The organism is Klebsiella sp. HC6 (assembly GCF_022605325.1).
Classification (GTDB): domain Bacteria; phylum Pseudomonadota; class Gammaproteobacteria; order Enterobacterales; family Enterobacteriaceae; genus Klebsiella; species Klebsiella terrigena.
This window is the reverse complement of sequence record NZ_CP093276.1, coordinates 2,606,345-2,630,508: the sequence shown is the minus strand read 5'-3', so window position 1 is coordinate 2,630,508 and position 24,164 is coordinate 2,606,345. Positions and strand designations below refer to the sequence as shown.

General features: G+C 58.7%; 23 protein-coding genes and 1 pseudogene. 4 read left to right on the top strand and 20 right to left on the bottom strand.

Translation table 11 applies throughout. The features are described 5' to 3' along the window. Positions 1-51 precede the first annotated feature (51 nt). The 10 genes from ccmB to MMW58_RS12795 form a co-directional block, all read right to left on the bottom strand. Entirely contained in the window at positions 52-711 is a 660-nt protein-coding gene (ccmB, locus tag MMW58_RS12840) for a heme exporter protein CcmB (RefSeq protein WP_133598103.1), read from the bottom strand. Continuing rightward, a complete protein-coding gene (gene ccmA / locus MMW58_RS12835; RefSeq protein ID WP_241723530.1) occupies positions 711-1,331 on the bottom strand; it encodes a cytochrome c biogenesis heme-transporting ATPase CcmA in 621 nt (206 codons plus the stop codon). The genes ccmB and ccmA overlap by 1 nt, the downstream gene beginning before the upstream one ends. Before the next feature lie 81 nt (positions 1,332-1,412). After that, a complete protein-coding gene (locus MMW58_RS12830) occupies positions 1,413-2,756 on the bottom strand; it encodes a c-type cytochrome (protein WP_241723529.1) in 1,344 nt (447 codons plus the stop codon). Positions 2,757-2,766: 10 nt separating this feature from the next. Then, entirely contained in the window at positions 2,767-4,551 is a 1,785-nt protein-coding gene (locus tag MMW58_RS12825; protein ID WP_123708231.1) for a GMC family oxidoreductase, read from the bottom strand. Between the two features lie 2 nt (positions 4,552-4,553). Continuing rightward, the gene (locus MMW58_RS12820) at positions 4,554-5,297 is read right to left on the bottom strand and encodes a gluconate 2-dehydrogenase subunit 3 family protein (RefSeq protein ID WP_166646160.1); all 744 of its coding nucleotides are present in this window, start codon (positions 5,295-5,297) and stop codon (positions 4,554-4,556) included. Between the two features lie 575 nt (positions 5,298-5,872). Further along, positions 5,873-6,943 (bottom strand): ABC transporter ATP-binding protein, encoded by a 1,071-nt coding sequence (locus MMW58_RS12815; protein ID WP_241723528.1) that lies wholly within the window; start codon positions 6,941-6,943, stop codon positions 5,873-5,875. Further along, positions 6,936-8,705, bottom strand: coding sequence for an ABC transporter permease (locus tag MMW58_RS12810; protein WP_041145987.1), 1,770 nt, complete (start codon positions 8,703-8,705; stop codon positions 6,936-6,938). Before MMW58_RS12810 ends, MMW58_RS12815 begins: the two co-directional genes overlap by 8 nt. Positions 8,706-8,788: 83 nt before the next feature. Next, positions 8,789-9,877, bottom strand: coding sequence for an ABC transporter substrate-binding protein (locus MMW58_RS12805; protein ID WP_041145988.1), 1,089 nt, complete (start codon positions 9,875-9,877; stop codon positions 8,789-8,791). Between the two features lie 357 nt (positions 9,878-10,234). After that, entirely contained in the window at positions 10,235-11,062 is an 828-nt protein-coding gene (locus MMW58_RS12800) for a phytanoyl-CoA dioxygenase family protein (protein ID WP_133598113.1), read from the bottom strand. A 261-nt stretch (positions 11,063-11,323) separates the two neighbouring features. Continuing rightward, positions 11,324-12,238 carry a LysR family transcriptional regulator gene (locus tag MMW58_RS12795; RefSeq protein WP_045858750.1) on the bottom strand — a complete coding sequence of 305 codons (915 nt, stop codon included), beginning with the start codon at positions 12,236-12,238 and terminating at the stop codon, positions 11,324-11,326. A gap of 499 nt (positions 12,239-12,737) precedes the next feature. Between MMW58_RS12795 and MMW58_RS12790 the strand changes: the two genes are divergently transcribed. Genes MMW58_RS12790 through MMW58_RS12775 form a run of 4 tightly spaced genes read left to right on the top strand, consistent with a single transcriptional unit; the run spans position 12,738 to position 16,735 of the window. Then, on the top strand, positions 12,738-14,258 hold the full coding sequence (locus MMW58_RS12790) for an amino acid ABC transporter permease/ATP-binding protein (protein WP_133598121.1): 1,521 nt from the start codon (positions 12,738-12,740) through the stop codon (positions 14,256-14,258). 26 nt (positions 14,259-14,284) lie between these two features. Beyond that, positions 14,285-15,157, top strand: a complete 873-nt coding sequence (locus MMW58_RS12785) for a phytanoyl-CoA dioxygenase family protein (RefSeq protein WP_045858756.1) — start codon at positions 14,285-14,287, stop codon at positions 15,155-15,157. Positions 15,158-15,180: 23 nt separating this feature from the next. After that, positions 15,181-15,999 carry an ABC transporter substrate-binding protein gene (locus MMW58_RS12780; protein ID WP_241723527.1) on the top strand — a complete coding sequence of 273 codons (819 nt, stop codon included), beginning with the start codon at positions 15,181-15,183 and terminating at the stop codon, positions 15,997-15,999. Between the two features lie 4 nt (positions 16,000-16,003). Continuing rightward, on the top strand, positions 16,004-16,735 hold the full coding sequence (locus tag MMW58_RS12775) for a class II aldolase and adducin N-terminal domain-containing protein (protein WP_241723526.1): 732 nt from the start codon (positions 16,004-16,006) through the stop codon (positions 16,733-16,735). Between the two features lie 41 nt (positions 16,736-16,776). Here the strand turns inward: MMW58_RS12775 and MMW58_RS12770 are convergent, their stop codons facing one another. From MMW58_RS12770 to MMW58_RS12725, 10 genes and pseudogenes are all read right to left on the bottom strand, one after another. Then, entirely contained in the window at positions 16,777-17,262 is a 486-nt protein-coding gene (locus tag MMW58_RS12770) for a TlpA family protein disulfide reductase (protein WP_159235813.1), read from the bottom strand. Further along, positions 17,249-17,944, bottom strand: coding sequence for an ABC transporter ATP-binding protein (locus tag MMW58_RS12765; protein ID WP_076947590.1), 696 nt, complete (start codon positions 17,942-17,944; stop codon positions 17,249-17,251). Before MMW58_RS12765 ends, MMW58_RS12770 begins: the two co-directional genes overlap by 14 nt. Positions 17,945-17,948: 4 nt before the next feature. Beyond that, entirely contained in the window at positions 17,949-19,079 is a 1,131-nt protein-coding gene (locus MMW58_RS12760) for an ABC transporter permease (RefSeq protein ID WP_159235812.1), read from the bottom strand. Then, positions 19,069-19,779 (bottom strand): annotated as a pseudogene (locus MMW58_RS12755) (ABC transporter permease); the annotation flags it as partial. The gene MMW58_RS12760 and the pseudogene MMW58_RS12755, both read right to left, overlap by 11 nt. A 362-nt stretch (positions 19,780-20,141) precedes the next feature. Continuing rightward, on the bottom strand, positions 20,142-20,357 hold the full coding sequence (locus tag MMW58_RS12750) for a hypothetical protein (RefSeq protein ID WP_241723525.1): 216 nt from the start codon (positions 20,355-20,357) through the stop codon (positions 20,142-20,144). Between the two features lie 215 nt (positions 20,358-20,572). Beyond that, on the bottom strand, positions 20,573-21,241 hold the full coding sequence (locus MMW58_RS12745) for a DUF7736 domain-containing protein (protein ID WP_241723524.1): 669 nt from the start codon (positions 21,239-21,241) through the stop codon (positions 20,573-20,575). After that, a complete protein-coding gene (locus MMW58_RS12740) occupies positions 21,225-21,419 on the bottom strand; it encodes a hypothetical protein (protein ID WP_241723523.1) in 195 nt (64 codons plus the stop codon). The genes MMW58_RS12745 and MMW58_RS12740 overlap by 17 nt, the downstream gene beginning before the upstream one ends. A 15-nt stretch (positions 21,420-21,434) precedes the next feature. After that, positions 21,435-23,198, bottom strand: coding sequence for a tail fiber/spike domain-containing protein (locus tag MMW58_RS12735; protein WP_241723522.1), 1,764 nt, complete (start codon positions 23,196-23,198; stop codon positions 21,435-21,437). Then, the gene (locus MMW58_RS12730; RefSeq protein ID WP_241723521.1) at positions 23,195-23,602 is read right to left on the bottom strand and encodes a tail fiber assembly protein; all 408 of its coding nucleotides are present in this window, start codon (positions 23,600-23,602) and stop codon (positions 23,195-23,197) included. Before MMW58_RS12730 ends, MMW58_RS12735 begins: the two co-directional genes overlap by 4 nt. Then, positions 23,599-24,162: a gp53-like domain-containing protein gene (locus MMW58_RS12725; protein WP_241723520.1), complete on the bottom strand. Its 564-nt coding sequence runs from the start codon at positions 24,160-24,162 to the stop codon at positions 23,599-23,601. The genes MMW58_RS12730 and MMW58_RS12725 overlap by 4 nt, the downstream gene beginning before the upstream one ends. Positions 24,163-24,164: the final 2 nt, after the last annotated feature.

Sequence of the window (24,164 nt, the reverse complement as noted above, 5' to 3'; positions counted from 1 at the left end):
GTTTACTCACACGACTGTTTTTTATCACCGCGTCAGAAAGACCGCAGCGGGTTATTGTGCCGTCAGCCGCAGCGCGGCGGCGGTGGCAAACGGGCATAGCGTCGCGCTGGCGGCTAAAAAGGCCCCCAGGATCGCCAGATAGCCATCCACCGGCAGTCCCGCAGAGGCGGCCTGCGTTGCGGCGGTGGCAAAGATTAACAGCGGCACCGACAGCGGCAGCACCAGCAGGCTAAGCAGCACGCCGCCGCGCCTGAGCCCCACCGTCAGCCCCACGCCAACCGCGCCTAAAAAGCTCAGGGTGGGCGTGCCCAGCAGCAGGGTCAGCGCCAGCACGCCCGCGTCGTGGGCGGTCATCCCCAGCAGCAGCGCCGCCAGCGGGGAGACGATCAGCAGCGGCAGACCGGTCATTATCCAGTGGGCGACCACCTTCACCAGCACCACCGCCGCCAGCGGCGTCGGCAGCAGCAGCAGCTGTTCCAGGGAGCCGTCCTGCCAGTCATCGCGAAACAGGCGATCCATCACCAGCAGCGCCGCCAGCAGCGCCGCGACCCACACCACGCCCGGCGCAATCTGCGCCAGCAGCGGCGGGTTCGCGCCCACGCCGAACGGAAACAGGGTGATAACCAGCAGGAAAAACCACAGCGGATTGAGGATTTCCGCCCCGCTGCGCCAGGCGAGGCGCATTTCGCGGCAGAACAGCGCCCGCATCATCAGCCCACCGTCCTTTCGCCGGAGAGGCGCAGCGTCCGCAGGGGACAGGCCAGCGCCCGCAGCGGCTGATGGGTGGTGAGAATGACGCTGCCCCCCGCCTGCACGTGCTGCTCCAGGCGTCGGGTCAGCCGCTCCACCGCCGTGGCGTCAAGGGCGGTAAACGGCTCGTCAAGGATCCACAGGGTCGCCGAAGTCAGCCACAGCCGCGTCAGCGCCACCCGGCGCTGCTGCCCGGCCGAGAGCTGGCTCAGCGCCACGTCCTCGTAGCCCGCCAGCCCCATTGCCGCCAGCGCCTCTTCCCGCGCCCGCGGGCTGGTTTGCGCAAAGAAGAAGCGCAGGTTTTCATCCGCCGTCAGCGCCGCCTTGACGCCGGGCCGGTGCCCGCACCACAGCAGCTGCTGATGGAAGGCGTCGCGCACCGACGAGAGCGGCTCGCCCTGCCAGCTGACGACGCCGCTTTCCGGCCGCGCCAGGCCGCAAAGCAGCCGCAGCAGGGAGGTTTTTCCGCTGCCGTTATCGCCGGACACCTGCAGCATTTCGCCGCGGTTAACCGTTAACGTCAGCGCCTGAAACAGCACCCGATCGTCGTAGATGCAGGTGAGTTGTTCTGCGTGCAGCATGAGTGCAAGCCCTTTCAAATCAGACCATAGTCGGCAGCGGCAATCACGGAGTGCGCCGCGCGAACGGCACACTCCCGGCCGCTACTGCCCGGAGACCGGCAGCTTCGAGATGTCGGCGCTGCCGAGCGCCTTCTCATCAGGCACGATCGACCTGTCCTTGCGAACTTTCGCCACGTCGCTGGCGGTGACCGGCGGCGCGCTGTTGCCCCAGCTGGTGCGGATAAAGTTGACAACATCCGCCACCTGCCCGTCGTCCAGGCGCCAGCCAAACGGCGGCATGGTCAGGTTAGAGACCGCATTTTTCACCGCCGGCGTGGTGCTGCCCGTCAGGATGATGTGGATAAGCGACGTCGCATCCTGGGTCTGCACCACCGGGTTACCCTTCAGCGCCGGGAAGGCGCGCTTATAGCCCGCGCCGTCGGTACGGTGACAGGCCGCGCAGTTATCGACGTACAGCGCCGCACCGGGCTTGCTGTCATCCCCCTTCCACAGATCTTTCGCCACGCGGTCCTCCACCGGCGCAGGGGTCTGCTGACCGCCGCGCGGCGGCAGGGATTTCAGGTAGCGGGCAATCGCCGTCACGTCCTCGTCGGAGAGATACTGCAGGCTGTGCTCCACCACGTCGCTCATGCCGCCGAAGACCACCGACTTATCGTTGCGGCCGGTTTTCAGGAACTCCGCCAGCTCCGCCTCGCTCCAGCTGCCGAGGCCGTCGCGGTTTTCGCCGCGCAGGCTCGAGGCGACCCAGCCGTCCACCGGCGCGCTGCTGCCGGCGAGGAAATCGTCGCCTTCGGTTTCGCTCAGCGCCTTCTCCTGCATCGTCAGGCTACGCGGCGTATGGCAGGCGCCGCAGTGGCCGAGCCCCTCCACCAGATAGCGGCCGCGCTCAAGCAGCGGGTCGGCCTGCGGATTAGCAACAAAATCGCTCGGCGCCGGCGCGAAGAGCCCGCGCCAGAACACCAGCGGCCAGCGCATAGAGAGCGGCCACGGGATATCGCTGTCGCGATTCGCCGCGTTTACCGGCGCCACGCCGTGCATAAAGTAGGCGTACATCGCCCGCATGTCCGCTTCGCTGATGCGCGCAAACGACGGGTACGGCATCGCCGGATAGAGCGTCGAGCCGTCCTTACGCACCCCTTTACGCACCGCATCGTCGAACTCTTCAAAGGTATAGTCGCCGATACCGTGGGTTTTATCCGGAGTAATGTTGGTGGAGTAGATGGTGCCGATTGGCGTCCCCATCGGCAGACCGCCGGCGAAGGGCTGGCCCTCTTTACCGTTGGTATGGCAGGCGACGCAGTCCCCCGCGCGCGCCAGATACTCACCCTGTTTAATTAAGCTGCCGTCGGCCGGGGCCTCCTCGGCGAAAGCGGAAAAACTCAGCGCACCGAGCACCAGTGCAGATAGCCATTGCATCTTCATCATTTGCCTTCCTTTATGCCTGCACCAGTGGACCCGGGTTTTTCAGGTACCGTTCGCGGATCGCTTTTGCCGACCAGTAGGCCAGCGCGGCCACGGTTCCCGTCGGGTTATATCCCAGTCCCTGCGGGAAGGCAGAGGCGCCGATAACGAAAACGTTGTGGACATCCCAGCTCTGCAGATAGCGGTTAACGGCGCTGGTTTTCGGGTTCTCGCCCATCACCGCCCCGCCGTTCATGTGGGTAGTCTGATAGCTGGTGGTATCAAAGTGGCTGTTGGCGTTTTTCGGGCTGCCGAGCATATATTTCGGCTTCATGGCTTTGGCAATCGGCGCCATCTTGTCGAACATAAACTGCGCCATCTTGATGTCGTTTTCCTGCCAGTCAAAGGTCATGCGCAGCAGCGGCTGGCCAAAGACGTTTTTGTAGTTCGGATCGAGGTCAAGATAGTTCTGGCGGTAGGATTGATGCGCGCCGTGTGCGTCCATCGACAGATGGTGGGTATAGGTGTCGGCAACCGCCGCTTTCCACCTGCTGCCCCACGCCGGAGTGCCCGGCGGAACCGGCAGGCCGGAGATGGGTTTGGTCCCGGCCTGGTTGACCCAGAACGGAGAGCCGCCGACAAAACCGGCGGCGCCGTGATCGAAGTTATCGCCGTTAAAGTCATCAATCCCGACGCCGTTGCCGCCGGCGCCAATAAACGGATTGGTGACGGTATCTTTATCGAAGATGGCCTTAATGGTGGTCATGTTCTGATAGGCAAAGTTGCGCCCGACCACCCCTTCGCCGGTTTGCGGATCGTAGGGTTTGCCGATGCCGGAGAGCAGCATCAGGTGCACGTTGTGGAACTGGAAGGCGCCGATGATAACCAGATCGGCCGGCTGCTCCATCTCCCGCCCCTGGGCGTCGACGTAGCTGACGCCGGTGGCCCGCTGCCGGTCAGGGGTGAGGTTAACCTTCAGCACGTTGGCGTTGGTCCGCAGCTCAAAGCGCTTCTCCTGGCGCAGCGCCGGCAGGATATTGACGTTTGGCGAGGCCTTGGAATACATGTAGCAGGCGTAGCCGCTGCAGTAGCCGCAGAAGTTGCACGGCCCCATCTGCGCGCCGTAGGTGTTGGTATAGGAGTCAGAGGTGTTGGCCGACGGCAGGTTGTACGGGTGATAACCCACCTCGCGCGCCGCCTTCTCAAACAGCTGCGCCGACCAGGTATTCTTCTGCGCCGGCAGCGGGAAGTCGTCCGAGCGATCCGGGGCAAAGACGTTGCCGCCGCGATCCTTCCCGACCACCTTCCCCTTCACCGACCAGGCGGTGCCAGAGGTGCCGAAAACCTTTTCTGCCTTATCAAAGAACGGCTCCAGCTCGTCGTAGGTGACGCCGAAATCCTGGATGATCATATCCTGCGGGATAAAGCTTTTGCCGTAGCGCTCCTCATAGTGGCTGCGCATCCGCAGCTCAATCGGGTCAACGCGGAAGTGCACCCCGGACCAGTGCAGGCCCGCGCCGCCAACGCCGGTTCCCGGCAGGAAGGCCGCCAGCTGCCGGTACGGCACCGCATCCTGAGCGCTATTATGGCGAATGGTGACCGTGCTTTTCGACAGGTCCTGGAACAGCTTGCGGCGAATGTTGTAGGTCAGCTCATCGACCACCTGCGGATAGGCGCCATCGGGCCAGGTATCGCGCATCGGGCCGCGCTCCAGCGCCACCACGTTGAGGCCCGCTTCGGTCAGCTCTTTGGCCATAATGGCGCCAACCCAGCCAAAGCCCACAATCGCAACATCGGTTTTTTTCAGTACGGTGGCCATCGTTACGCCCTCTCCCCATTAATTGATACCGGCGGGAGGGGATAGCGTTCACCCCGTTCAACCCAGTCCATAAAGTCGGCGCGCGCGCCGGGAAAATTAATCAACGTCCAGCCGACCATGCCCTTATTGCCGCCATGAATCGGGTCGCTGAAGAATCCTTCGCGGGTGTTTTGCAGCAGATAAGAGAAGAACAGCGAGGACGGCAGCTGCTTAAACGCGGCGCTGCCCGCTTCAAACTGGCCCAGCGCGGCGTCCTGCTGCCCGGCGGTCAGTTCGGCAAAAGGCTTCTGATGCTGGCTGCGGCACCATTCGTCGGCGTCCGCAATCCCGAGGTTGTAGATCTGTTTTGGCACAAGAGGAAGCTGGTAGCCCATCTCTTTCGGCACGTCCGGGTTAAACGGACCCTGCATATACCAGATGGAACCGGTAGCATAGGGGGTATTCATCTGGCGATCGATAAACTCCGGAACCCCCGCCTCGCGCGCGCCGGGCCCCAGCTCGTCGGCCGGGATAAGACGAGCCACCGCGGCATTGATAAACGCCCACTCCTGCTCGTTGAAGAACTGCGGCTGCCAGCCCTCGCCGGCCGGCGTTTTTGCCGCCGCGGCGGCATCGGATGCCTGGGCCTGAGCCGCGGCGCCAATGGCCCCGACGCCGCCGCCAGCGATGACGACCGTTGGAATCAAGGCCATTGATTTTACTAAAAAATCACGCCTCGAGCTGTTGGTTTTTTCACTCGACATTATCACATTCCTGTCATTTTAAATGGCTGCTTTTGTAGGTTACAAGCCCAGCAATATCGAATCTGGAACCGATACCATTCAGCCTCCGCATCGCGGGACCTGCCGGTTCGATTCCATTAAGTCGTACAAAAAAATCGCCGTTGGCGAGGTGATTATTTATCGCGTTATCGTTTGGATATTAGTCGATTCTCAAAATCCGTCGCCGAAACGGGAAAAATATTCCCGGGATTTGATAATGAGAACGTTTATTAAATAACCTGGATGCAGAAGCTCGTGCGGAATCACCGAAGGCGTAGTGCTTATCCGTGCCAAAAAAAGAGTGATATGTATCACAAATGTTATTATTTGTTTATGGTACATGTCTGCCTGGCGGCGTGCAAACGCCAGCGTCGGCAAATATTAAACAATTTGAGCGGTTAAGTTAGTTAATTACGGATATTAATTACTTTACTCTCGCCCGGCGTCTGGCGGTTATTTGCGCCGTGCCGGGCGATCGTTATCAGCCATTAACCGCGCCGCCCGGCCCTATTTATTTCGACCATCGGCCCTTCTCGCCGCGACCGATTTTATGCCGTCACCTAAGGCGTCGGGAATATCCACAGGTCGTCGGCGGGAAGCGTAATATGGCAATGCTCCGCGTCGCGTAGCGCCGAGCCGTAAACGCGAATGGCAAAGTCATCCCCGCGGGTGCGGAACAGATATTCCCAGCGGTCGCCAAGATACATGCTGGTCAGCAGCGGCAGCTCGAGCATGTTGTCTTCCGGCGAGGAGCCGAGGCGCAGGCGCTCAACGCGGATCACCGCCGTCGCCTGCTGGCCGACGCTGACCCCCTCTCCCGCCATGCCCCACAGCGCCCAGCTGGCGCCCTCGATGCGCGCCCGGCCGTTTTCAAGAGCCGTTATCTTACCGCGCAGGCGGTTGTTGCTGCCCATAAACTCGGCGGCAAACAGCGTCGTCGGATTGCCGTACATCTCCTGGGGCGTGCCCTGCTGCTCGATCACCCCGTTGTTCAGCAGCAGGATACGGTCGGATATCGCCATCGCCTCATTCTGGTCGTGAGTCACCATCAGCGCCGAGAGTCCGAGCTTGATAATCAGCTCGCGCAGAAAGACCCTCGCCTCTTCGCGCAGCTTGGCGTCGAGGTTCGACAGCGGTTCGTCGAGCAGGATAACCGGCGGGTTGTAGACCAGCGCCCGGCCGATCGCCACGCGCTGCTGCTGGCCGCCGGAGAGCTGATGGGGATGGCGGCTGCCAAGATGCCCCAGGCCGAGCTGGTCGAGCACCGCCTGCACCCGCTGGGCGATTTCGCCGCTGGCGACCTTGCGCAGCCTGAGCGGATAGGCGACGTTTTCAAATACGGTCTTATGCGGCCACAGGGCATAGGACTGGAACACCAGCCCCAGATTGCGCTCCTCGGCGGGGATTTCGCTGCGCGGATTGCCGTCGTAGACCGCGGTTTTGCCAATGGTAATCCGCCCGGCGGTGGGCTTCTCCAGCCCGGCGACGGCGCGCAGCAGGGTCGTTTTCCCGCTGCCGGACGGCCCGAGCAGCGACACCACTTCCCCTCGCCGCAGCGTCATCGACACCCCTTTCAGAACCGGGTTGTCGCCATAGGTGAGGTGCAGGTTTTCTACGGATAGCTCAATCATGTAATTTCACTCCAAAGCGCAGGGCGATACCCAGGCCGATGACCACCAGCAGGATATTGATAAACGAGAGCGCGGCGACGATATCGATAGCCCCCGCCGCCCACAGCGAGACCAGCATGGAGCCGATCGTTTCCGTCCCCGGCGAAAGCAGGTACACCCCGGTGGAGTATTCGCGCTCGAAGATCAGGAACATCAGCAGCCACGAGCCGATCAGGCCGTAGCGCGACAGCGGAACCGTGACGTGGCGGGTCACCTGGCCGCGAGAGGCGCCGGTGCTGCGGGCCGCCTCCTCAAGCTCCGGCGCCACCTGCAGCAGCGTCGAGGAGATCAGGCGCAGCCCGTAGGCCATCCACACCACGGTATAGGCCAGCCAGACGCTGAAAATGGTGTTGCGCAGCGCCCGCAGCTGCACGATAAGATGCTCGCGCAGCCAGTCGGCCATCGGCAGCGCCGAGAGCCAGCCGTTTTTTAGCGACTGATCGAGCCACATCGGCAGGAATAAAAACACCCACAGAAACGCCAGCCCCGCCAGCAGACCCGGCACCGCGCGCGGCACCAGCACGCTGTAGTCAAGGAAGCGCGTCACGTTGTCCGGCTTGCGGTGCATGGCGATCCCGACAAACAGATAGCACACGACCGCCAGCGCACCGCCAAAAATGCCGATCGCCATCGAGTTAACGATGGCCCGCAGCAGGTTCGGCTGCTGCCAGATATTGCGGAAGGTCGCCAGCGAGAGCTCGTCCCACAGCGACACGCCGACGCCCCAGTTGGAAATAAACGCCCGCATCGCCACGCCAAGCAGCGGAACGCCGATGGTCACCGTCAGCCACAGCACCACCACCACGCCGGCAACCCAGCGCCACTTGCCCAGCGGCAGCGCGCGCGCCTGGGAGGCCTTGCCCTTCATGGTGACAAAGCGGTTGGCGGTGCGCATCAGCCGGCGCTGCAGCATCACCAGCGGAATGGTGATGCAAATGAGCACCACCGCCACCGCCGCCATCAGGTGGTAAGAGGGAGTGCCAAGCTTATTGGTCAGCTTATAGAGATAGGTCGCCAGCACCATATTGCCCTCGGGGTCGCCGAGTACCAGCATCAGGCCAAATACCTCCAGGCCGAGGAAAAACAGCAGCACGCAGGCGTAGAGGATCGAGGGCCGCACCATCGGCAGGCTGACGGAGGTCATGACCTGCAGCGGCGAAGCGCCTACCGTCCTTGCCGCCTCCTCGACGTCGGAGCCGACGCTGCGCAGGGCGGAGGAGATATAGAGATAGGCGTGCGGGACGTGGGTTAATCCGGCGATCGCCACGATGCTGAACATCGAGTAGATGTTCCACGGCACAAAGCCCAGCAGCCGCTCGGCCCACTGCGAGAAGAAGCCAACCGGCCCCGCCGCCACCACGTAGCCAAAGGCCAGCACCATCGGCGAGACGAAAATAGGCACCAGGATCAGGGGTTCAATAAAGCGCCGGCCGGGCAAATCTGTACGGACCATTAAAAAGGCGAGGATCCCCCCGAGCGGAATGGCGATCGCCACCAGGCCGAACGCCAGAATAAAGCCGGACCTCAGCGCCAGATAAAAATCAGGGTCGGTAAAGATAAATTCGAAGGCTTCGAAGCTGAACGCCTTCGAGCGCGCAAAAAAAGGCGCCGAGAGAAAGCTCTGCACCACAATAAATAACAGCGGGACGTAGATAGCCAACGCCGCGATCAGCACCACAATACCGCGCGGCAGCCCCTGCCATTTTCGGCGTAATACGTTCATATGCGATCCCTTTGCTCAGGCGTTAACACAGCCTGCCGGGTATTAACGGGCGCAACAGCGGAAGATGTCGCGCCTCAGGAGGTTTATTTAGCCGCCGCGCTACGCCACTGTTTGATAAATTCCAGACGCTTTTTCGGTTCCAGATATTCCAGCAGGGTTTCGTCCACCGGAATCGGCTTCAGGGCGTTACCCAGCATTTTGGTCATCCCGTCGATATCATTTTTGCCTTCGATATCGTTACGAATAGAGGGAATATCGGCCTGACCGGCGAGGATGCTCTGCCCTTTTTCTGACAGCACGTAGTCGAACCACAGCTTTGCGGCGTTAGGATGCCCGGCGTCGGCGGTAATAAACGAGACGCGGGAAAGGACCAGCACGTAGTCTTTGGGATAGGCGATGCCGAGGGAGGGATCGGTTTTGGCGCGCGCTTCGGCGTAGGAGCCGAGAATGTTAAAGCCAATCAGGTTTTCACCCGATGAGACGCGCTCCATCATGGTGCCGGTGGAGGATTGCACGGTCAGGCCGCCTTTGGCCATTCCCGCCAGGTTGCTGAAATAGCTGGCGTCGGCCTTGCTGTCCTGCACCGCCAGCATAAAGCCGAGGCCCGATTTTTCGATATCGTAGGTGGTGACCTTACCTTTAAATTTGTCGGCCTGGCCGGCAATCAGCTTCGCCAGCGCGGTATGAGAGTCCGGCACGTCGCCCTGCGGGATCAGCCGCTTGTTGTAGATAAAGACCACCGGCTCATAGGTGGTGCCGTAGGCCTTCTGCTGCCAGACCGCCCATTTTGGCAGCTTGCCCAGCTCGGGCGAGGCGTACTCTTCGGCGTAGTCGGTGGCGAGCTTCAGCGCCGTATCCATCGATGAGCTCCAGACCACGTCCCCGCTGCCGCCGCCCGCCGCCTGCTCGCTGATGTAGCGGTTGTACAGCTCGGTGCTGTTCATATCGTTATATTCAACGTTAATTCCGGGGTACTGCGCCTCGAATCCTTTAATTAACGGCCCCGCCGCTTTGGTATCGGTCGTTGAATAGATGACAACCTTGCCCTCTTTCTTCCCGGCATCAACCACCTTTTGATATTCAGCCGGGTAGCCCTGAGGGAGCGCCGCCAAAACGGAGCCGGAGAAGACTGCCGTCAGTGAAACCACTAAACCACCAATTTTCTTATACATAAACCCAACCCTTAGGTATCATTTATTAAACACAAATTTAACATATAGCGAGGGGTTCGCGGCTTGCAACGCCGGGGGCGGTTTTTTTCTGGCTTTTGTGATGCTGACGGAATTTAACTCTTATTTACCGCGATATAGACGGATAAGAAGAGTGTCGACGGAATAGCCGTCAGCATCATTGAAGATGAAATATTAAGAAAACATTAAGCAGGCATTTTCGTACCGGGATGCCGGCACCGGGAATATTCGGCGGGCCGGCAAAATGGCGCCGATTTAGCGCCGAGGCGGCGGAAAATAATTAACCCGCCGGAGGGCCGGCCGCGGCAATATAATTTTCCGCCGTTAATTATTGCGATATTAGCCCCGCGCTTCGCGCGGCCACACCTGCGGGAACAGCGGAGAAACCAGGGCGTCGCCATCGTTTAGCGTCAGCTCCGGGAACGGCGGCGAGGTCACGCCCCCGCGGTCAACAAAGGTGGCGTCGTCGCCCACCCAGCGAGCGGAGAAGACCCGTCGCGCCCGCGCCGTGGCGTTACCTCTGGCACCGTGCACCGTCCGGTAGTGAAAGGCGACCGCATCGCCCGGCTCCAGCGCCCAGCTGACGATATCGTACTCATCCTGATGGGCGTCAATGTCCGGCAGCTCCTTAAATCGACCGTGCTGGTAGAGCTTCGAGCCGTTGAAGCGGGTCGGGCTGAACTCCTCCCCCCACAGGTGGGAGCCGCGGATGCAGCGCAGAGAAATCTCCTGCGCAACCGGGTCCAGCGGGATCCAAAAGCTGACGTTCTGCCGCCCCTCAACGCAGTAGTAGGGCTGATCGTGATGCCAGGGGGTGACCGTGCTGCCGCCGGCGGGCTTGACCAGCGTGTGCTCGTGGAAAAATTTCGCCGTGGTTGATTGCATCAGGGCGGCGGCAATTTCCGCCGCCGGCGACTGCCTGACAAACTGCTCAAAATCGGCGATCCGTGACCAGTTGCAGTAGTCCTGGAAAAAGGGCGCGGAGCCGTCCTTCGGCACCACCGTTCTGGCGTGCCCGTACTCGCTGGGGTTGGCCATCAGTTCCGCCACGCCCTTCGCCAGGCCGTCGATCCACGGGGTGAACGCGCCCTTCAGTAACACCGCTCCATCCGTCTGGTAGGTATCGATCGTCTGCCGGTCGATCTGCGGATAACGCTGATTGTGCATAGCTAACCGTCCTGTGCTGGATAAATGATTGGGTTGATGACGCCGGGCGTCAGCGGTCTCAGGTTATTTAGCCAGCGTCGAATGGTAAATTATTATAAAACGATACTCGTAATAGAAATTTATGAGCCTCAGAGCCTGCCGCGCCGGACGTTAGTATTCTGTCGAGCACCGTCCGGGTTCGAAATAACAAATAAAATAGCCCTCGAGCCTGGTGCTCAGGCTCGTGACAATATATATCCTTGCGGCGCTCGAAGTTGCCGGCTAAACCAGCGCCGGGGTTAGCTCAATGCTGCGACAATAGTCCATAAACAGCTGCGTTGGCCGGGTCGGTTCATTATTAGCGAGGTGCGCCATAATTAAGGTTGAGGCCGGCATGCGATCCTCAATCTCCAGCTGGACCAGCCGCTCGCCGTCGTAGGTCATATCGCAAAGCGGCCGGGTCACTAATACCGAGAAGCCCAGCCCCTGCCCGACCATACAGCGCACCATCTCAATTGACGGCGAGCTGTAGGCCACCTGCGGGTGGTAGCCCTTCTCTTTAAAAATGGTAATAAAGTAGTTTTTACTCGGCACCGCATCGAGCAAAATCATCGGCTCCTGGCTTAACTCCTGCAGCGTAACGCTCTTTTTTTGCGCCAGCGGATGGCTGGCCGGTAATAACGCATAGGGTTTATGCGGGGCATTAAGTGTCTCTTTGCTGATCGAGTGGCCTAATTCCAGATCGTAGACCAGGGCTAAATCAAACCGCCCGCGATGCAGGCCGTGCATTAATTCGTGCTGCTCGCCATCGTAGAGCTGAAGGGTTATTTCTGGATACATCTTTTTAAATCCGGCCACCAGCTTTGGCATATACAGCGGCGCAACGGATTCAAAGCAGCCCACCGAAATGGTGCCGGAAACCAGCTCCTTATCGGCGCGGGCGTTTTGCTCAAACTCCCAGGAGAGGCGCAGCAGCTCCTTGGCTTTCTCGTAGAAGCGGCGCCCGCAGGGGGTAAGCGAAACGCCCTGCGCGTGGTGGCGAATAAACAGCTGCTGCTCGAAGGAGCCCTCAAGGTTTTTTATCGCAATCGAGATCGACGGCTGGGCAATATGCAGCTGTCGGGAGGCTTCGGCGATGCTTTCGGTCTCCACAACGGTAACGAAGTATTTAAGTTGTTTGAGCGTGAATCGCGTCATAGCCTTACCCTTTATGAAATATTGTCACTCGCAGAAACGGCATAGTTTCCTGATAGGCCGATTGCAAGCATCGTGCCACTCCCCGGCGAAGAGACGCATTGCCGCGGGGACGAATGAATTATTTATCTCGCTAAATGCGCTGAAATAATAAAACCCCAGCCCCGATGAATTAATTGCACCAGGATGAACCAGGCTGCACCAAATAAATCCTCAGCGCGCCCCATTGTGGCACAACATCCAATTTGCCGGCCGATTCCGTTGACCAATAACAGCAATTGTTTTTTTAATGTTTAGTTCTTGTTTCGCACTCATTGCTTTAAATTTATTGAAATTAATCTGGCTATATAGTTTTTTTAAACTTAAAGACCAAAAATTTACTAATTGCCTGATGGCGAAGAGTACCAGCATAGTGTAATTGCCCGATAAATAGTGACGATGCCCCATTTTAGAACATCGGTATCGTCTTCATGTCCGTTAATTATGGCGAGTGAAATAGCCCATGATGTTTAACTGGAACTACATGTTAAGTCTGCTCAGCGACGCAGATTTTTGGCAGGCCACCTGGACCGTCATTAAACTGAGTCTGCTGACCTGGGGTTGCAGTATTGTGCTGGGCTTTATTCTCGCCCTCGCCAAGCAGTCGCCGCGCAGGCTCTTTAACGTCCCCGCCCGGCTCTATATCTGGCTGTTTCGCAGCCTGCCGCTGCTGGTGCTGCTGATCTTCGTCTATAACCTGCCGCAGGCGGTGCCCTCCTTCGCGGCGGTGCTCAACGATCCCTTCTGGGCCGGCCTGCTGGCGATGGTGCTCAGCGAAGCGGCCTACGTCGCCGAGATCCATCGCGGCGGCCTGCTCTCCATCGCCAAAGGCCAGAGCGAGGCCGCGCGGGCTCTGGGGCTGCGCTATGGCGGCACCCAGTGGCGGGTGATTATTCCCCAGGCGCTGCGGGTGGCGCTGCCGGCGCTGGCCAATGAGTATATTGCGATCGTTAAGCTCAGCTCGCTGGTTTCCGTTATCTCCCTGACCGAGATTTTGATGGTCGGCCAGCGCCTCTATTCGCAAAACTTTTTGGTGATGGAGACCATGGCGGCGGTGGCGTTCTACTACGTGCTGATCGTCACCGTGTTCGACTTCCTGCTGAAACGGCTGGAGACCTGGCTCGACGTCACCCAGCGTAAAACCAACCGCCCGGTCGACGCCGACATGCTGGCGCTGGCCACCGCCGCCCGTCCGGCCGTTGCCCGCAGCGCCGTCGACAGCCACCAGCCGGCGCTGCAGGCCTCGAAGCTGCATAAAGCCTACAACAACGTGGAGGTGCTGGGCGCCGTCAGCCTGCAGGTCCAGCCCGGGGAAGTGGTGTCGGTCATCGGCCCTTCCGGCTCCGGCAAAACCACGCTGATTCGCCTGCTCAACGGCCTGGAGCAGATCGATAACGGCGAGATCCGCATCAACGGCCAGCCCTTTATCCATCTCGACCGCCAGGGCGTGCAGAAGCCGCGCTTTATGGAGAACGCCGAGCACCGGCTGAATATTGGCATGGTCTTTCAGAGCTTCAACCTCTTCCCGCATCTGACCGTGCTCGGCAACCTGCTGCTGGCCCCGCGCTATCACCGGCTGGCGGCGGAGGCGGAGCTCAGGCAGCGCGCCTGCGAGCTGCTGTATAAGGTCGGGATGCTCGACCACGCGTGGAAGTATCCGCACCAGCTTTCCGGCGGCCAGCAGCAGCGGGTGGCTATCGCCCGCGCCCTGATGATGCGCCCACAAATCATGCTCTTCGATGAGCCGACCTCGGCGCTGGACCCGGAAAAGGTCAACGAAGTGCTCCAGGTTATTGAATCGCTGGCCGATGAGGGGATCACCATGGTTATCGTGACCCACGAAATGAATTTCGCCTTCAAAGTTTCTGACCGAATTGTCTTTATGGAAAAAGGGCGCGTGGTTTGCGACGACACGCCCCAGGCGATGCGCGACGGCAATCACCCGCGCGTTGACGCCTTCCTCAAAGACGTCTCTTTGGCTTAACCGCTCCGTTTGTGAAAGGAAAAAATATGATCGCGCAGTGGCAAATCGAACAGTTTCATCAGCAGGGTTTTCTGGTGGTTGAGGCGGTGCTTTCTCCCGCAGAGATCGCCGGGCTTCAGCAGGATTTCGACGGCTGGGTGGAGGAGAGCCGCCGCCACGGCGACGCCTGGGGAGAGACCGAGGACGGCCGCCCGCGCTTCGACCTTGAAAGCGACCATCGCCCCGACCACCCGTCGCTGCGCCGCGTCAGCTCGCCGACGGAGATCTCCGCCGCCTACCGGCGCGCGGCGCTGGATTCGCGGATGGCGGCGATCGCCGCGCAGCTTATCGGCGGCAGCGGCACCCGCTTTCATCACAGCAAAATTAACTCCAAGCTGCCGCACACCGCCACCCAGGTGAAATGGCACCAGGATTTTCTCTTCACGCCGCACAGCAACGACGACATCATCACCGCCCTGCTGATGGTCAGCGACGTGACGCCGGAGAACGGCCCGCTGAACGTGGTGCCGGGAAGCCATAAGGGGCCGCTGTGGTCGCACTGGCAGGAGTCGCGCTTCACCGGCGCGGTGGATGACGAGGTGGTGGCGACCCACTGCCAGCAGCCCGAGGCCTGCTTTGGCCCGTCCGGCTCGGTGTGCTTTATGCACACCCGGCTGCTCCACGCCTCCAGCCCCAATGAAACCGACCTGCCGCGGACCCTGTTTATCAGCGTTTACGCCGCCGAAGACGCCCTGCCGTACGGCGATAACCCGCTGCCCAGCGCCCATGCCGGACAGCTGGTCGCCGGCACGGAGAGCGGGCTGGTGCGCAGCGCCGCCAACCACGTTCGTCTGCCGCAGAAGCCGCGCGGCGCCTCGTTTTTCGTACAGCAGGCCGGAAACGACCCTGCCAGCATGTGATTGCCCCCACTTTGGAGATCTCTATGAAACGTTTAAATACCCTGCTCCTCTGCTCCGTCGGCGCCCTGAGCGCGGCTAGCGCCCAGGCGGCCTTTCAGCAGCCGGGAAAAATCATTGCCGGTTCGGATATGACCTTTTTCCCCTACGAGTATATTGAGAACAACAAGCCCGTCGGGTTTGATATCGAGTTTCTCGCCGGGATTGCCAAAACCATGGGCCGCGAGGCGGTCAACCTCGATACCCGCTTCCCGAATCTGATCCCCGGACTGCAGGGCGGACGCTTCGATATCACCAACTCGTCGATGTATATCACCGCCGAACGGCTGAAGGTGATTGATATGGTTCCGTACCTGAAAAGCGGCGAGTCAATCCTCGCCCTCAAGGGCGCCAGCTATCAGCCGAAGACGCCGGAGGAGTTTTGCGGCCATAAGATTGGCTCAATGGGCGCCACCTCGTGGCTGGCGCAGCTGCAAAAGCTCTCCGCCGACTACTGCGTGAAAAAAGGGCTGCCGCCGATTGCGCTTAGCGAATACGCCACCGACCCGCAAACCACCCAGGCGCTGCTGTCGCGGGCGGTGGAGGCGCAGATCACCGATGCGGCGGTGGCGCGCGGCGTAGTCGACAAGCTGGGCGACCGCATCGCCATCTCCTCCACGACGCTGATCTACCCGGTGCTCAACGGCTTTGGGGTGAAAAAAGGCAACAGCGAAGTGAAGACCGCGCTTGAGGAGGGGCTGAAGAAGTTTAGCGCCACGCCGGAGTATGCCGCCCTGCTGAAAAAGTATAACTTCCAGCCGCCGACGGCGGCAGACCTCAACGACCTGATGCCGAAAGTGGAATAACGCCGTGGCCTACTCTTTTGAAGAACAAACGCGCATCGATCTGGCGGCGACGCTGCGCATTGTTGCCCACCTCGGCATGCACGAGGCGGTCGCCAACCACTTTAGCGCCGCCCTGTCGGCGGATGGCAAAACGTTCCTGCTCAACCCGAAGTGGCGGCACTTCTCACGCATTCGCGCCAGCGATCTGCTGCTGCTGAACGCCGATGATGAAGATAACGCCCACCGCGCGGACGTTGACGCGACGGCATGGGCTATCCACGGGCAGATTCACCAGCGGCTGCCGCAGGCCCGGGCGGTGCTGCATCTGCATCCGGTTTACGCCACCAGCGTCGCCTGCCTCGAGCAGCCGCAGATCCTGCCGATCGATCAAAACACCGCGCGCTACTTTCAGCGCGTGGCGGTCGATACCCTGTACGGCGGGATGGCGGATACCGTCGCCGAGGGGGCGCGGCTGGCGGGGCTGCTGGCGGATAAACGCCGTCTGCTGATGGGCAATCACGGGGTGCTGGTGACCGCCGGCTCCATCGGCGAGGCGTTTGACGATATCTGGACCCTCGAGCGAGCCTGCCAGATTCTGGTCACCGCCTGGTCAACCGGCCGGCCGCTGAAGGTGCTGTCCGACGAGGTGGCGGAGAAAACCGCCGCCGACTGGGAAAAAATTACCGACTTTTCCCGTCAGCATTTTGAGGAGATGAAACAGCTGATGATCGACGCCGATCCTTCCCTGCTTGACTAAAGCGCACAAGGCTTCCCCCGGGCAAGTCCCGGGGAAGCCGCTTAGCGCTGCGCCAGCTGGCTGAATACCGCCTGCAGCGCCTCCGGCTTACGCCAGCCCTGATGCAGATCCACCACCCGCCCGCGGCTATCAATCAGCACCGACGTCGGGGTGCCGATCACCTGATAGCGCTCCTGGGTTATTTTCAGCCGATCGCGCAGCACCGGATAGCTGATCCCGTGCTTTGCCAGCAGCGGCGCGATCTCTACGCTGTCGGGATCGGTATTGACCGCCACGACCACCACTTTATCCGGCCAGCGCTGGCTGAGCGCCTGCAGGGTATCCATCTCCGCCAGGCAGCCGCCGCAGCCGGCGGACCAGAAATTAAGATAGATGGCCTTGCCGCGCCAGCGCTCAAGGCTGGCCGCATTGTCCTGGAGATCGAAGGCCGCCAGCGCGGGGGCCGGCTCGCCGCGCGCCAGCTTCTCCTCTTTGCAGCCGACCAGCAGCGTCAGCAGCAGCATGATAATCACCTTAGGCATGCGCATGATGGTTCACCTCTTCGCCCAAATACCTGCCGTGCTGCAGCCGCACGATGCGGTCGGCAAACTGCCCCAGCGCCGGGTTGTGGGTCACCATCACCACGGTGCGCCCCTGGCGGTGGAGATCGGTCAGCAGATCCAGCACCCGCTGCTCGTTTTCCTCATCGAGGTTGCCGGTCGGCTCATCGGCAAAAATGACCGGCGGCTCGTTGACCAGCGCCCGGGCGATGCACACGCGCTGCTGCTCGCCGCCCGACAGCTGGCTCGGCAGGTGGGTCATGCGGTGTTCAAGGCCGACCTGGGCCAGTACCGCCCGGGCGGCGGCTTCATCAACCACGCTGTGGTAGTGCTGCGCCAGCATGATATTTTCCAACGCCGTCAGAAACGGGATCAGGTGAAACTGCTGGAAAACGAGGCCAATTTTCTGCGCGCGAAAGGCGCGGCGCCCCTCTTCGTCCAGCGCCGCCGCGTCGGTACCGTCGAGGATAACCTGGCCTTCGCTGGCGGTATCCAGACAGGTGAGAATGTTCATCAGGGTGGTTTTCCCGGAACCGGAAGCGCCCATAATGGCGACGAACTCACCGCGGGCGATGCACAGATTAATATCTTCCAGCGCGGTGACCTCGCCAAATCGCTTATATAAATGACGGGTCTCAATTGCCATCTGACGCAGGGGCGTGACGGTCATGGCGTTACTCTCCTTTCAGCACTTTCGCCGGCTCGACGCTTACCGCGCGTCGTACCGGAACAATGGCCGCCAGCAGGGCGACCAGTAAAGACAGCGCCAGGGTAATCGGCAGCACCGGCAGGCGCAGCGAGATGCTGGCATTAAATACGGTCATGCCCAGCAGCTGCGCCAGCAGATAGCCGAGCACCCAGCCGCAGACTACCGCTGCCAGGGTGATAATGCTGGTTTCCAGCAGCATCTGGCGGATGATATCGCCGTTGCTGGCGCCCAGCGCCTTTTGCAGGGCAAACTCGCGGGCGCGTTCGCCCACGATCGCCATCAGCGTGGTGTTAACGCACAGCGACGACAGCGCGAGGATAACCAGCGAGACCAGCCCCATCAGCCCCTTGATTTTGTCCAGCACCTGGCCTTCGGAGGCCGAGACCTTGCGCACCGGGCGGATCTCGAGGTCGGGATACTGCTGCTGCAGCTGGCCGGCGTAGCGATCTACCTGGCCGAGGTCGTTGCTGACGCTCAGCAGGCCGTGGCTGATAACGCCGGGCTTATGCAGCCAGGCCTGGGCGACGTCGAGGCTGACGATCAGCATATTATCGGTGGCGTCTCCGGCCTCCACGATGCCTTTAACCAGCAGCTTTTTGCGCTGACTCCCCGCCACCAGCGTCAGGCTATCGCCGAGGCGCAGATCCAGGCGCTGCGCCAGCTTGACGCCGATCATCGCGTTGCGATCGTCAAAGCTGACGCCGATCCAGCTGCCGCTCACCTGCCAGTAGGGCACCAGCTTTTGCAGCGATTCGAACCACACGCCGACCATCACTACCTTTTCCAGCTCGGTGCGCGCGGTGCCGTACAGCCACGGGCTGGCGCCGTGGATCAGCCCCGGCGGCGCGCCGTCGAGGATCGCCTGCAGCTCGGGCTGCGGCATGCTGGTGCCGTGCCCGGGACCAATATAGAAGTTGGCGCCGAAGGTGCGCAGCTCTTCGCTCATTTTACTGTTAATGTCGAACCACACGGCGGAGAGCGCCGTGACGATGGTCGCCCCCACCGCCAGCGCGGCAAACACCACGCTCACCCGCTGCAGGCGCAGGCGCAGCGCCCGTCGCACCAGCAGCCACAGCATGTCGCGCTTAGCGGCCATACAGCACCTCCACGGGATAAAGACGGGCGATGCGCCGCGCCGGGAACCAGGTGCCGATTAACGCAATCAGCACCGCAATCACCAGCACGCAGGGAACCACCACCCAGGCAAAATTAAGCGGCGTGGCGAACAGCATCAGGCCAATCACCTTCGCCAACCCCCATCCCGCCACGCAGCCAAGCGCCCCGCCCGCGAGGCCGCCGAGCGCCGCCTCGAGATAGAACAGCAGCAGGATTTGCCACTGCCGCGCGCCGAGCGCTTTCATCAGGCCGATCTCCTTCGCCCGCTCCATGATGCTGCTGGTCATCAGCGAGGCGATCCCCATCGCGGCGGCGGCCAGCGCCGCCAGGGTCACCACCGCCATCAGCAGCTGAATTTTATCGATAACCACCCCTTCCGAGGCGGCAACCTGCCACACCGGCCGCACCTGGGCGCCGGAGATCGCCTCCTCCAGCTGGTGGGCAATGGAGGAGACGTAGGCCGTGCAGTACCACAGGTCGTACTCTTCGGCGTTTAGCGCCTCCAGATCCTCGCGCGCCCGGCGCGAGAGCTCGTTCTCCGGCACCGTCAGCGCCGAGACGCGGATCGCCTGCACTTTCCCCGGCAGGCCCAGCAGCTGCTGAACGACGCCCAGCGGCATCACCAGCTGATTATCTTCATCGCCGCCGCTGGATAAAATGCCGCTCACCTCGACGGTCAGGACGCGCTCCTGTAGCGCGGCGATTTGTTTTGCACGGAAACGCATGTTTTTACGCACTGGTAAAAACAAAGTATTCGCATAATGCAAAATATATCGCTTAGGATGAGGGGGCTAACAAATCGAATGTGTGGGGTTAAATACTACTTGAGTTTATTCCTGCACCAGTCACGCCTGAAGCCAGGTTGCAGCGCTATCAGCGGCTGCGTTCCCCAGCGCCATACCAGCGAAACATGGTACGGGTGCTTACTCAGAAGCTGAGGAGCACTCTCTGAAACCCCTCCCTTATGAAGGGAGGGAAGGTAAGTCGTGGTATATATTATCTTAATGATATATAGAAATATTAATTCATGTAAAACAATGTTTTATTTTTCTGGAGGGAAGGTAAATATTTTAAACTCTTCAGCAGTTTCTAAAAGTCCCGCGGCCTTAAGTTCTTCATGAATGGCCTCTCTGAATTCAGTTGGTTGCTTCATTAGAAGAAAGCCAATGATGTACTTAAGCTGAGTTATCTCTTTGTTTACTTCGTCTAAATTCTGTGCATTCGATTGAAGATTGAGATTTACGTCATAAAATTTCATTTTAATCCTCGCGAAAGTTAATCAACTATGCTTGCTCTATTACGATTACGCCTGCACACCAGATGCAAGCGAATCTAGTTACTACAATAGCAAGCTATGAAAAAACACCCAACTGGTTTGCGAGGCATAAAGCGAACCGGAGAAGCCAAGGAGCACTGCACTCAGAAAGTGTAGTAAGTGAACCCGAACGGCCTGAACTATTAATCCCCCCCCCCTTAGGAAGACATAGCCAAAAAGTCTTTGCGGTAAAACTCGCAGATTTTCTCCTGCCCGATTTCTGACATTTCAGAAGCAGTGACTTTGCGACCCATCCGCTTCCCAAGGTCAGCCAGAAATGTATTCATATCCCCCAGCATTTTTCCCGTATAGCCGGCAACGATGATGGCCTGCTCTGGGGTAAGCCTGGTTTCTGACCGGGGAAATCTCACCGGACACAACATCAGGAAGTCAGCTTTGTACATGTCTTCCAGATGTGAGCGAGTCAGCTTTTTCATGGCTGCATTGGTGATTTTTACTCCTTTGCGTGCGCCCACATCATTCCTCAGCTCATGGGGCTTACAGACCGCAGCACCAGTGTAGCCCGCAATGATTACAGCCTGCTCGCGGGTGAATTTGCGCAGCGGGTCAGGCTGCCCTGGTTCACCCTGCGGAACCTCCGCCCCCGGTGCGGCTCCTGCCTGAGGGGCCAGCTCCGCGTGAATCTTGCGGAGATTTTCATAAAGCTGCTTGTTGTCCTGCATCTGGTATTTCAGGAGCTGAGATGTTGCTTCAAAAAGCTCATTACGCACGACGCAGGCTTCCATTCTGGCAACACAGAGCTCAAGCTGTAGGTTGCGGTCAGGCGATTTTTGTTCTGCCGGCTGTTGTTCAGTCTTGTTTGTCATTCATCGTATCCTCATATTGTTCGCTGTATTGCTCGCCCAATGCCTGCGCTGCTGCCGCCGCCATTAACTCCGAATCGTAATCTGACAGCGTCACTTGTGACTGGAATGGCAGCCCGTGGTCATTTGTGTAAAATCCAGTTAGTAAATCACCTGCTATTTTATATTCGAATGAAGGCATGCTTCCTCCCGATAATTAAAATTGCCCCCAGACCTGCCACTGAGAACCATCAAATTCTACAGAAATCATTTTTCTTGCAACGGTCGTTGTCACCTTATAAGAAGACTGACCGTTAACGAGGGCGTCACCGTTATTACCTTTAATCCAATATTCTCCAGGGCTCAGGATAAACAGGCTGAACTCATGCCCGACAAGATGTGAGCCTGCTGGAGGCATGGTAAAACTGATGCCCGTCGCGGTTGCCCAGATATGCGGATGCCATCCGCCAAGGGTGACATCAGCAGAGATGATTAAAGTGCGATTGAATTTTCGATAATTCTGACCGTTCGGCCCAATAGCCATTGTGGAGTTAGCCAGAGAGACATCAGTTAAATCGTCACTGGAGCTCCAGAGCATGGAATAGATGTTTTTTGTACCAAAACGAGAACCAACGATTGCATCAGAGTTTTCGCTGAAGCCGATACGAGGTGTTCGCCCGTATAGCTCTGTGCTGGCAGAGTGAAAGTTAATCTGCGAATCCTGAGCGCGAAAACCATAGGTAAATCCGAAGCCGTTCAGGTTAGAGCTTCTTGCGAAATATGCCGCGGTGATGTTCTGAGTGGAATTCGGCAGAGTCACGGTATCGTAACCAACGATACTTCCCGTTACGGCCTTTTTCGAAGACATCCCCATCTCGATACCGGTGGCATTCGTGATATCAGAGTTTTCAGTAATAAAAAGGTTGAGATTCGCTACGTATATTTTGGTGATGTATTCCGTATAAAGACCCACTCCGCTTGCTGGTGTGGTTGTTGATGTTTTAGAGTCAGCCCACATGTCGACCGTGATAATCCCGCTGACCGCATCAACAGCCTGAACCAGACCGATACAATACGGCGCATGCATCGTTCTGATGTAGTAACCAACCTCTAATTTCGCGAGAGTCGTGGCATAGATAACGGGGTCAATCTGCGCCGTTGTCGCGGTGTAGTTCGCACTGGCTACATTGTGGTAGCTCTGCCGTTCCGGACTGGTGTTATCCAGATAAAACGGCACCGACTCATAAATATCGTAAGCCCTCAGTTCCTGCGCTGTCGCAACCCCCATTAACGGGACATTAAAGCCCTGACCTGGAACGGGCTGCCCTGCACGGACAGAGAACAGCCCGGCGTTTCGGCGAATGCCATTGCCACAGCGCCCGGCAATATGAAGGCTCCCATGAAGAAGTAATTTCCGATCTGCCGCTAAGCCCATCTCATCGTATAGTTCAGCATCGTTTGTCGGGTCATAACCCAAATACGGGAGAGGAGCATTATTGTCCGCTAAAGTCCTGATGCGTTTGAGTACATCTCGAACAGAAAAGTTTTGGTTATGCTGCACTATGGCATCCCCAAAACCCTCTTCGCCTGAACGCAGGTTTTGGCGAAAAGGCAAATCAGTATCGCAGCCCCACAACCCGATACCAATTCCGCCATCCGTATCGACTGTTGACCCAGCAGAGACAGTTTTTGGGTAAGTGCCAGTCCAGTAATACAGATAAGTTCCGTCGCTGATACGGTCAAGAGCTGAGTTTAAAGTACCGCCAGCGGTAAAGGTGATGGACTGGTTTACGGTGCTTGCCAGCGCTGCTGCATGCGCTTCAGTTTTTCCTTTTAAAAACCGGGTTCTGTTTGCTAATGCCTGAGCCTGAATATTCGCAAATGAAATGTCGCCTTCAGGTGAGATAGCTTCGGCGGGTGTATCATTTTCCAGACGAAAAACGTCATCAAATACAGATTTCTCATCTAATAACGCCATCATGCACCACCTGTCGGCACTGTGGGCCATGTAATATTTTCCGGCTGAGATAAATCAATTCTGCTGATTGCGATACGGTATAATTTCCATTCAGTAAGACGTGCTATTTCATCGTCAGTTGCCGTATTGAGATCAACCGCATCTTGCAGCCAGGCAATCTGCGAGTCCGCATCCGAGCGAAGAGCAGAGCGCTTTTCCGTTGCCAGGGAAATTAATTGTTCGGTGGTGTACGTGACTGGTGGTGGGTCAATTGCCACTGGCGGATAAACGGAAAAATCGATGTTTTTCCCGGCGGCATTGTCAGCCAGAAGCGAGTTCCATTGTTCAATGGTAATGGTTTTAGCATCAGCAGGTATGTTTGCATCAGTAAAAAAACCAGGAGTGGTAGCTGAAACATAAATACTCATGATATTTTACCTACGGCGAGCCAGTGACATTTCATGACCTGTGAGGCGGTTTTACATGAACCAAATAAAGTAAAACCATTAAGCCCCGACTCAGCCCCGATATTCGTCCACGCGATTTCCAGCTGCCCATCACCAGAAATATCTTGCGCGACTGGGATAACGGCATGTATTGATGTGAATGCAACAGGGAAGGTTACGGCAACGGTATTTTCATATATCCCGTCAGCACCCGTGCTTTTCGTTGTCAATGAAACTACGCCAAATTGCAGACAAAATCCCTGCGGCATTTTATAAACCCAGCCGGATGCAGTGGGAGTAAAAATAAATTCTGACCGGAATACCAAACGAATGGCAGTCAGTAACTGATTCACCTGTGCGGCATCTGGCGCGATATCCGCTGCCGTCAGAATTGAAATAATTTCATTCTGCATGCTTCGTGTGGCATCCTGATAATTATTCAGCCATTCAGGTGTGACAATGGTTCCACGCGTTCCGGTCAGCACGTTACCGGAATGGAACTCACCGTCATCAGTACCAATTGTCGGAATGAGTGGTTGCATAT

Coding starts and splice junctions, on each gene's coding strand:
- ccmB (WP_133598103.1), bottom strand. CDS start 711: ATGATGCGGGCGCTGTTCTGCCGCGAAATGCGCCTCGCCTGGCGCAGC.
- ccmA (WP_241723530.1), bottom strand. CDS start 1,331: ATGCTGCACGCAGAACAACTCACCTGCATCTACGACGATCGGGTGCTG.
- MMW58_RS12830 (WP_241723529.1), bottom strand. CDS start 2,756: ATGATGAAGATGCAATGGCTATCTGCACTGGTGCTCGGTGCGCTGAGT.
- MMW58_RS12825 (WP_123708231.1), bottom strand. CDS start 4,551: ATGGCCACCGTACTGAAAAAAACCGATGTTGCGATTGTGGGCTTTGGC.
- MMW58_RS12815 (WP_241723528.1), bottom strand. CDS start 6,943: ATGATTGAGCTATCCGTAGAAAACCTGCACCTCACCTATGGCGACAAC.
- MMW58_RS12810 (WP_041145987.1), bottom strand. CDS start 8,705: ATGAACGTATTACGCCGAAAATGGCAGGGGCTGCCGCGCGGTATTGTG.
- MMW58_RS12805 (WP_041145988.1), bottom strand. CDS start 9,877: ATGTATAAGAAAATTGGTGGTTTAGTGGTTTCACTGACGGCAGTCTTC.
- MMW58_RS12800 (WP_133598113.1), bottom strand. CDS start 11,062: ATGCACAATCAGCGTTATCCGCAGATCGACCGGCAGACGATCGATACC.
- MMW58_RS12795 (WP_045858750.1), bottom strand. CDS start 12,238: ATGACGCGATTCACGCTCAAACAACTTAAATACTTCGTTACCGTTGTG.
- MMW58_RS12790 (WP_133598121.1), top strand. CDS start 12,738: ATGATGTTTAACTGGAACTACATGTTAAGTCTGCTCAGCGACGCAGAT.
- MMW58_RS12785 (WP_045858756.1), top strand. CDS start 14,285: ATGATCGCGCAGTGGCAAATCGAACAGTTTCATCAGCAGGGTTTTCTG.
- MMW58_RS12780 (WP_241723527.1), top strand. CDS start 15,181: ATGAAACGTTTAAATACCCTGCTCCTCTGCTCCGTCGGCGCCCTGAGC.
- MMW58_RS12770 (WP_159235813.1), bottom strand. CDS start 17,262: ATGCGCATGCCTAAGGTGATTATCATGCTGCTGCTGACGCTGCTGGTC.
- MMW58_RS12765 (WP_076947590.1), bottom strand. CDS start 17,944: ATGACCGTCACGCCCCTGCGTCAGATGGCAATTGAGACCCGTCATTTA.
- MMW58_RS12760 (WP_159235812.1), bottom strand. CDS start 19,079: ATGGCCGCTAAGCGCGACATGCTGTGGCTGCTGGTGCGACGGGCGCTG.
- MMW58_RS12750 (WP_241723525.1), bottom strand. CDS start 20,357: ATGAAATTTTATGACGTAAATCTCAATCTTCAATCGAATGCACAGAAT.
- MMW58_RS12745 (WP_241723524.1), bottom strand. CDS start 21,241: ATGACAAACAAGACTGAACAACAGCCGGCAGAACAAAAATCGCCTGAC.
- MMW58_RS12740 (WP_241723523.1), bottom strand. CDS start 21,419: ATGCCTTCATTCGAATATAAAATAGCAGGTGATTTACTAACTGGATTT.
- MMW58_RS12735 (WP_241723522.1), bottom strand. CDS start 23,198: ATGATGGCGTTATTAGATGAGAAATCTGTATTTGATGACGTTTTTCGT.
- MMW58_RS12730 (WP_241723521.1), bottom strand. CDS start 23,602: ATGAGTATTTATGTTTCAGCTACCACTCCTGGTTTTTTTACTGATGCA.
- MMW58_RS12725 (WP_241723520.1), bottom strand. CDS start 24,162: ATGCAACCACTCATTCCGACAATTGGTACTGATGACGGTGAGTTCCAT.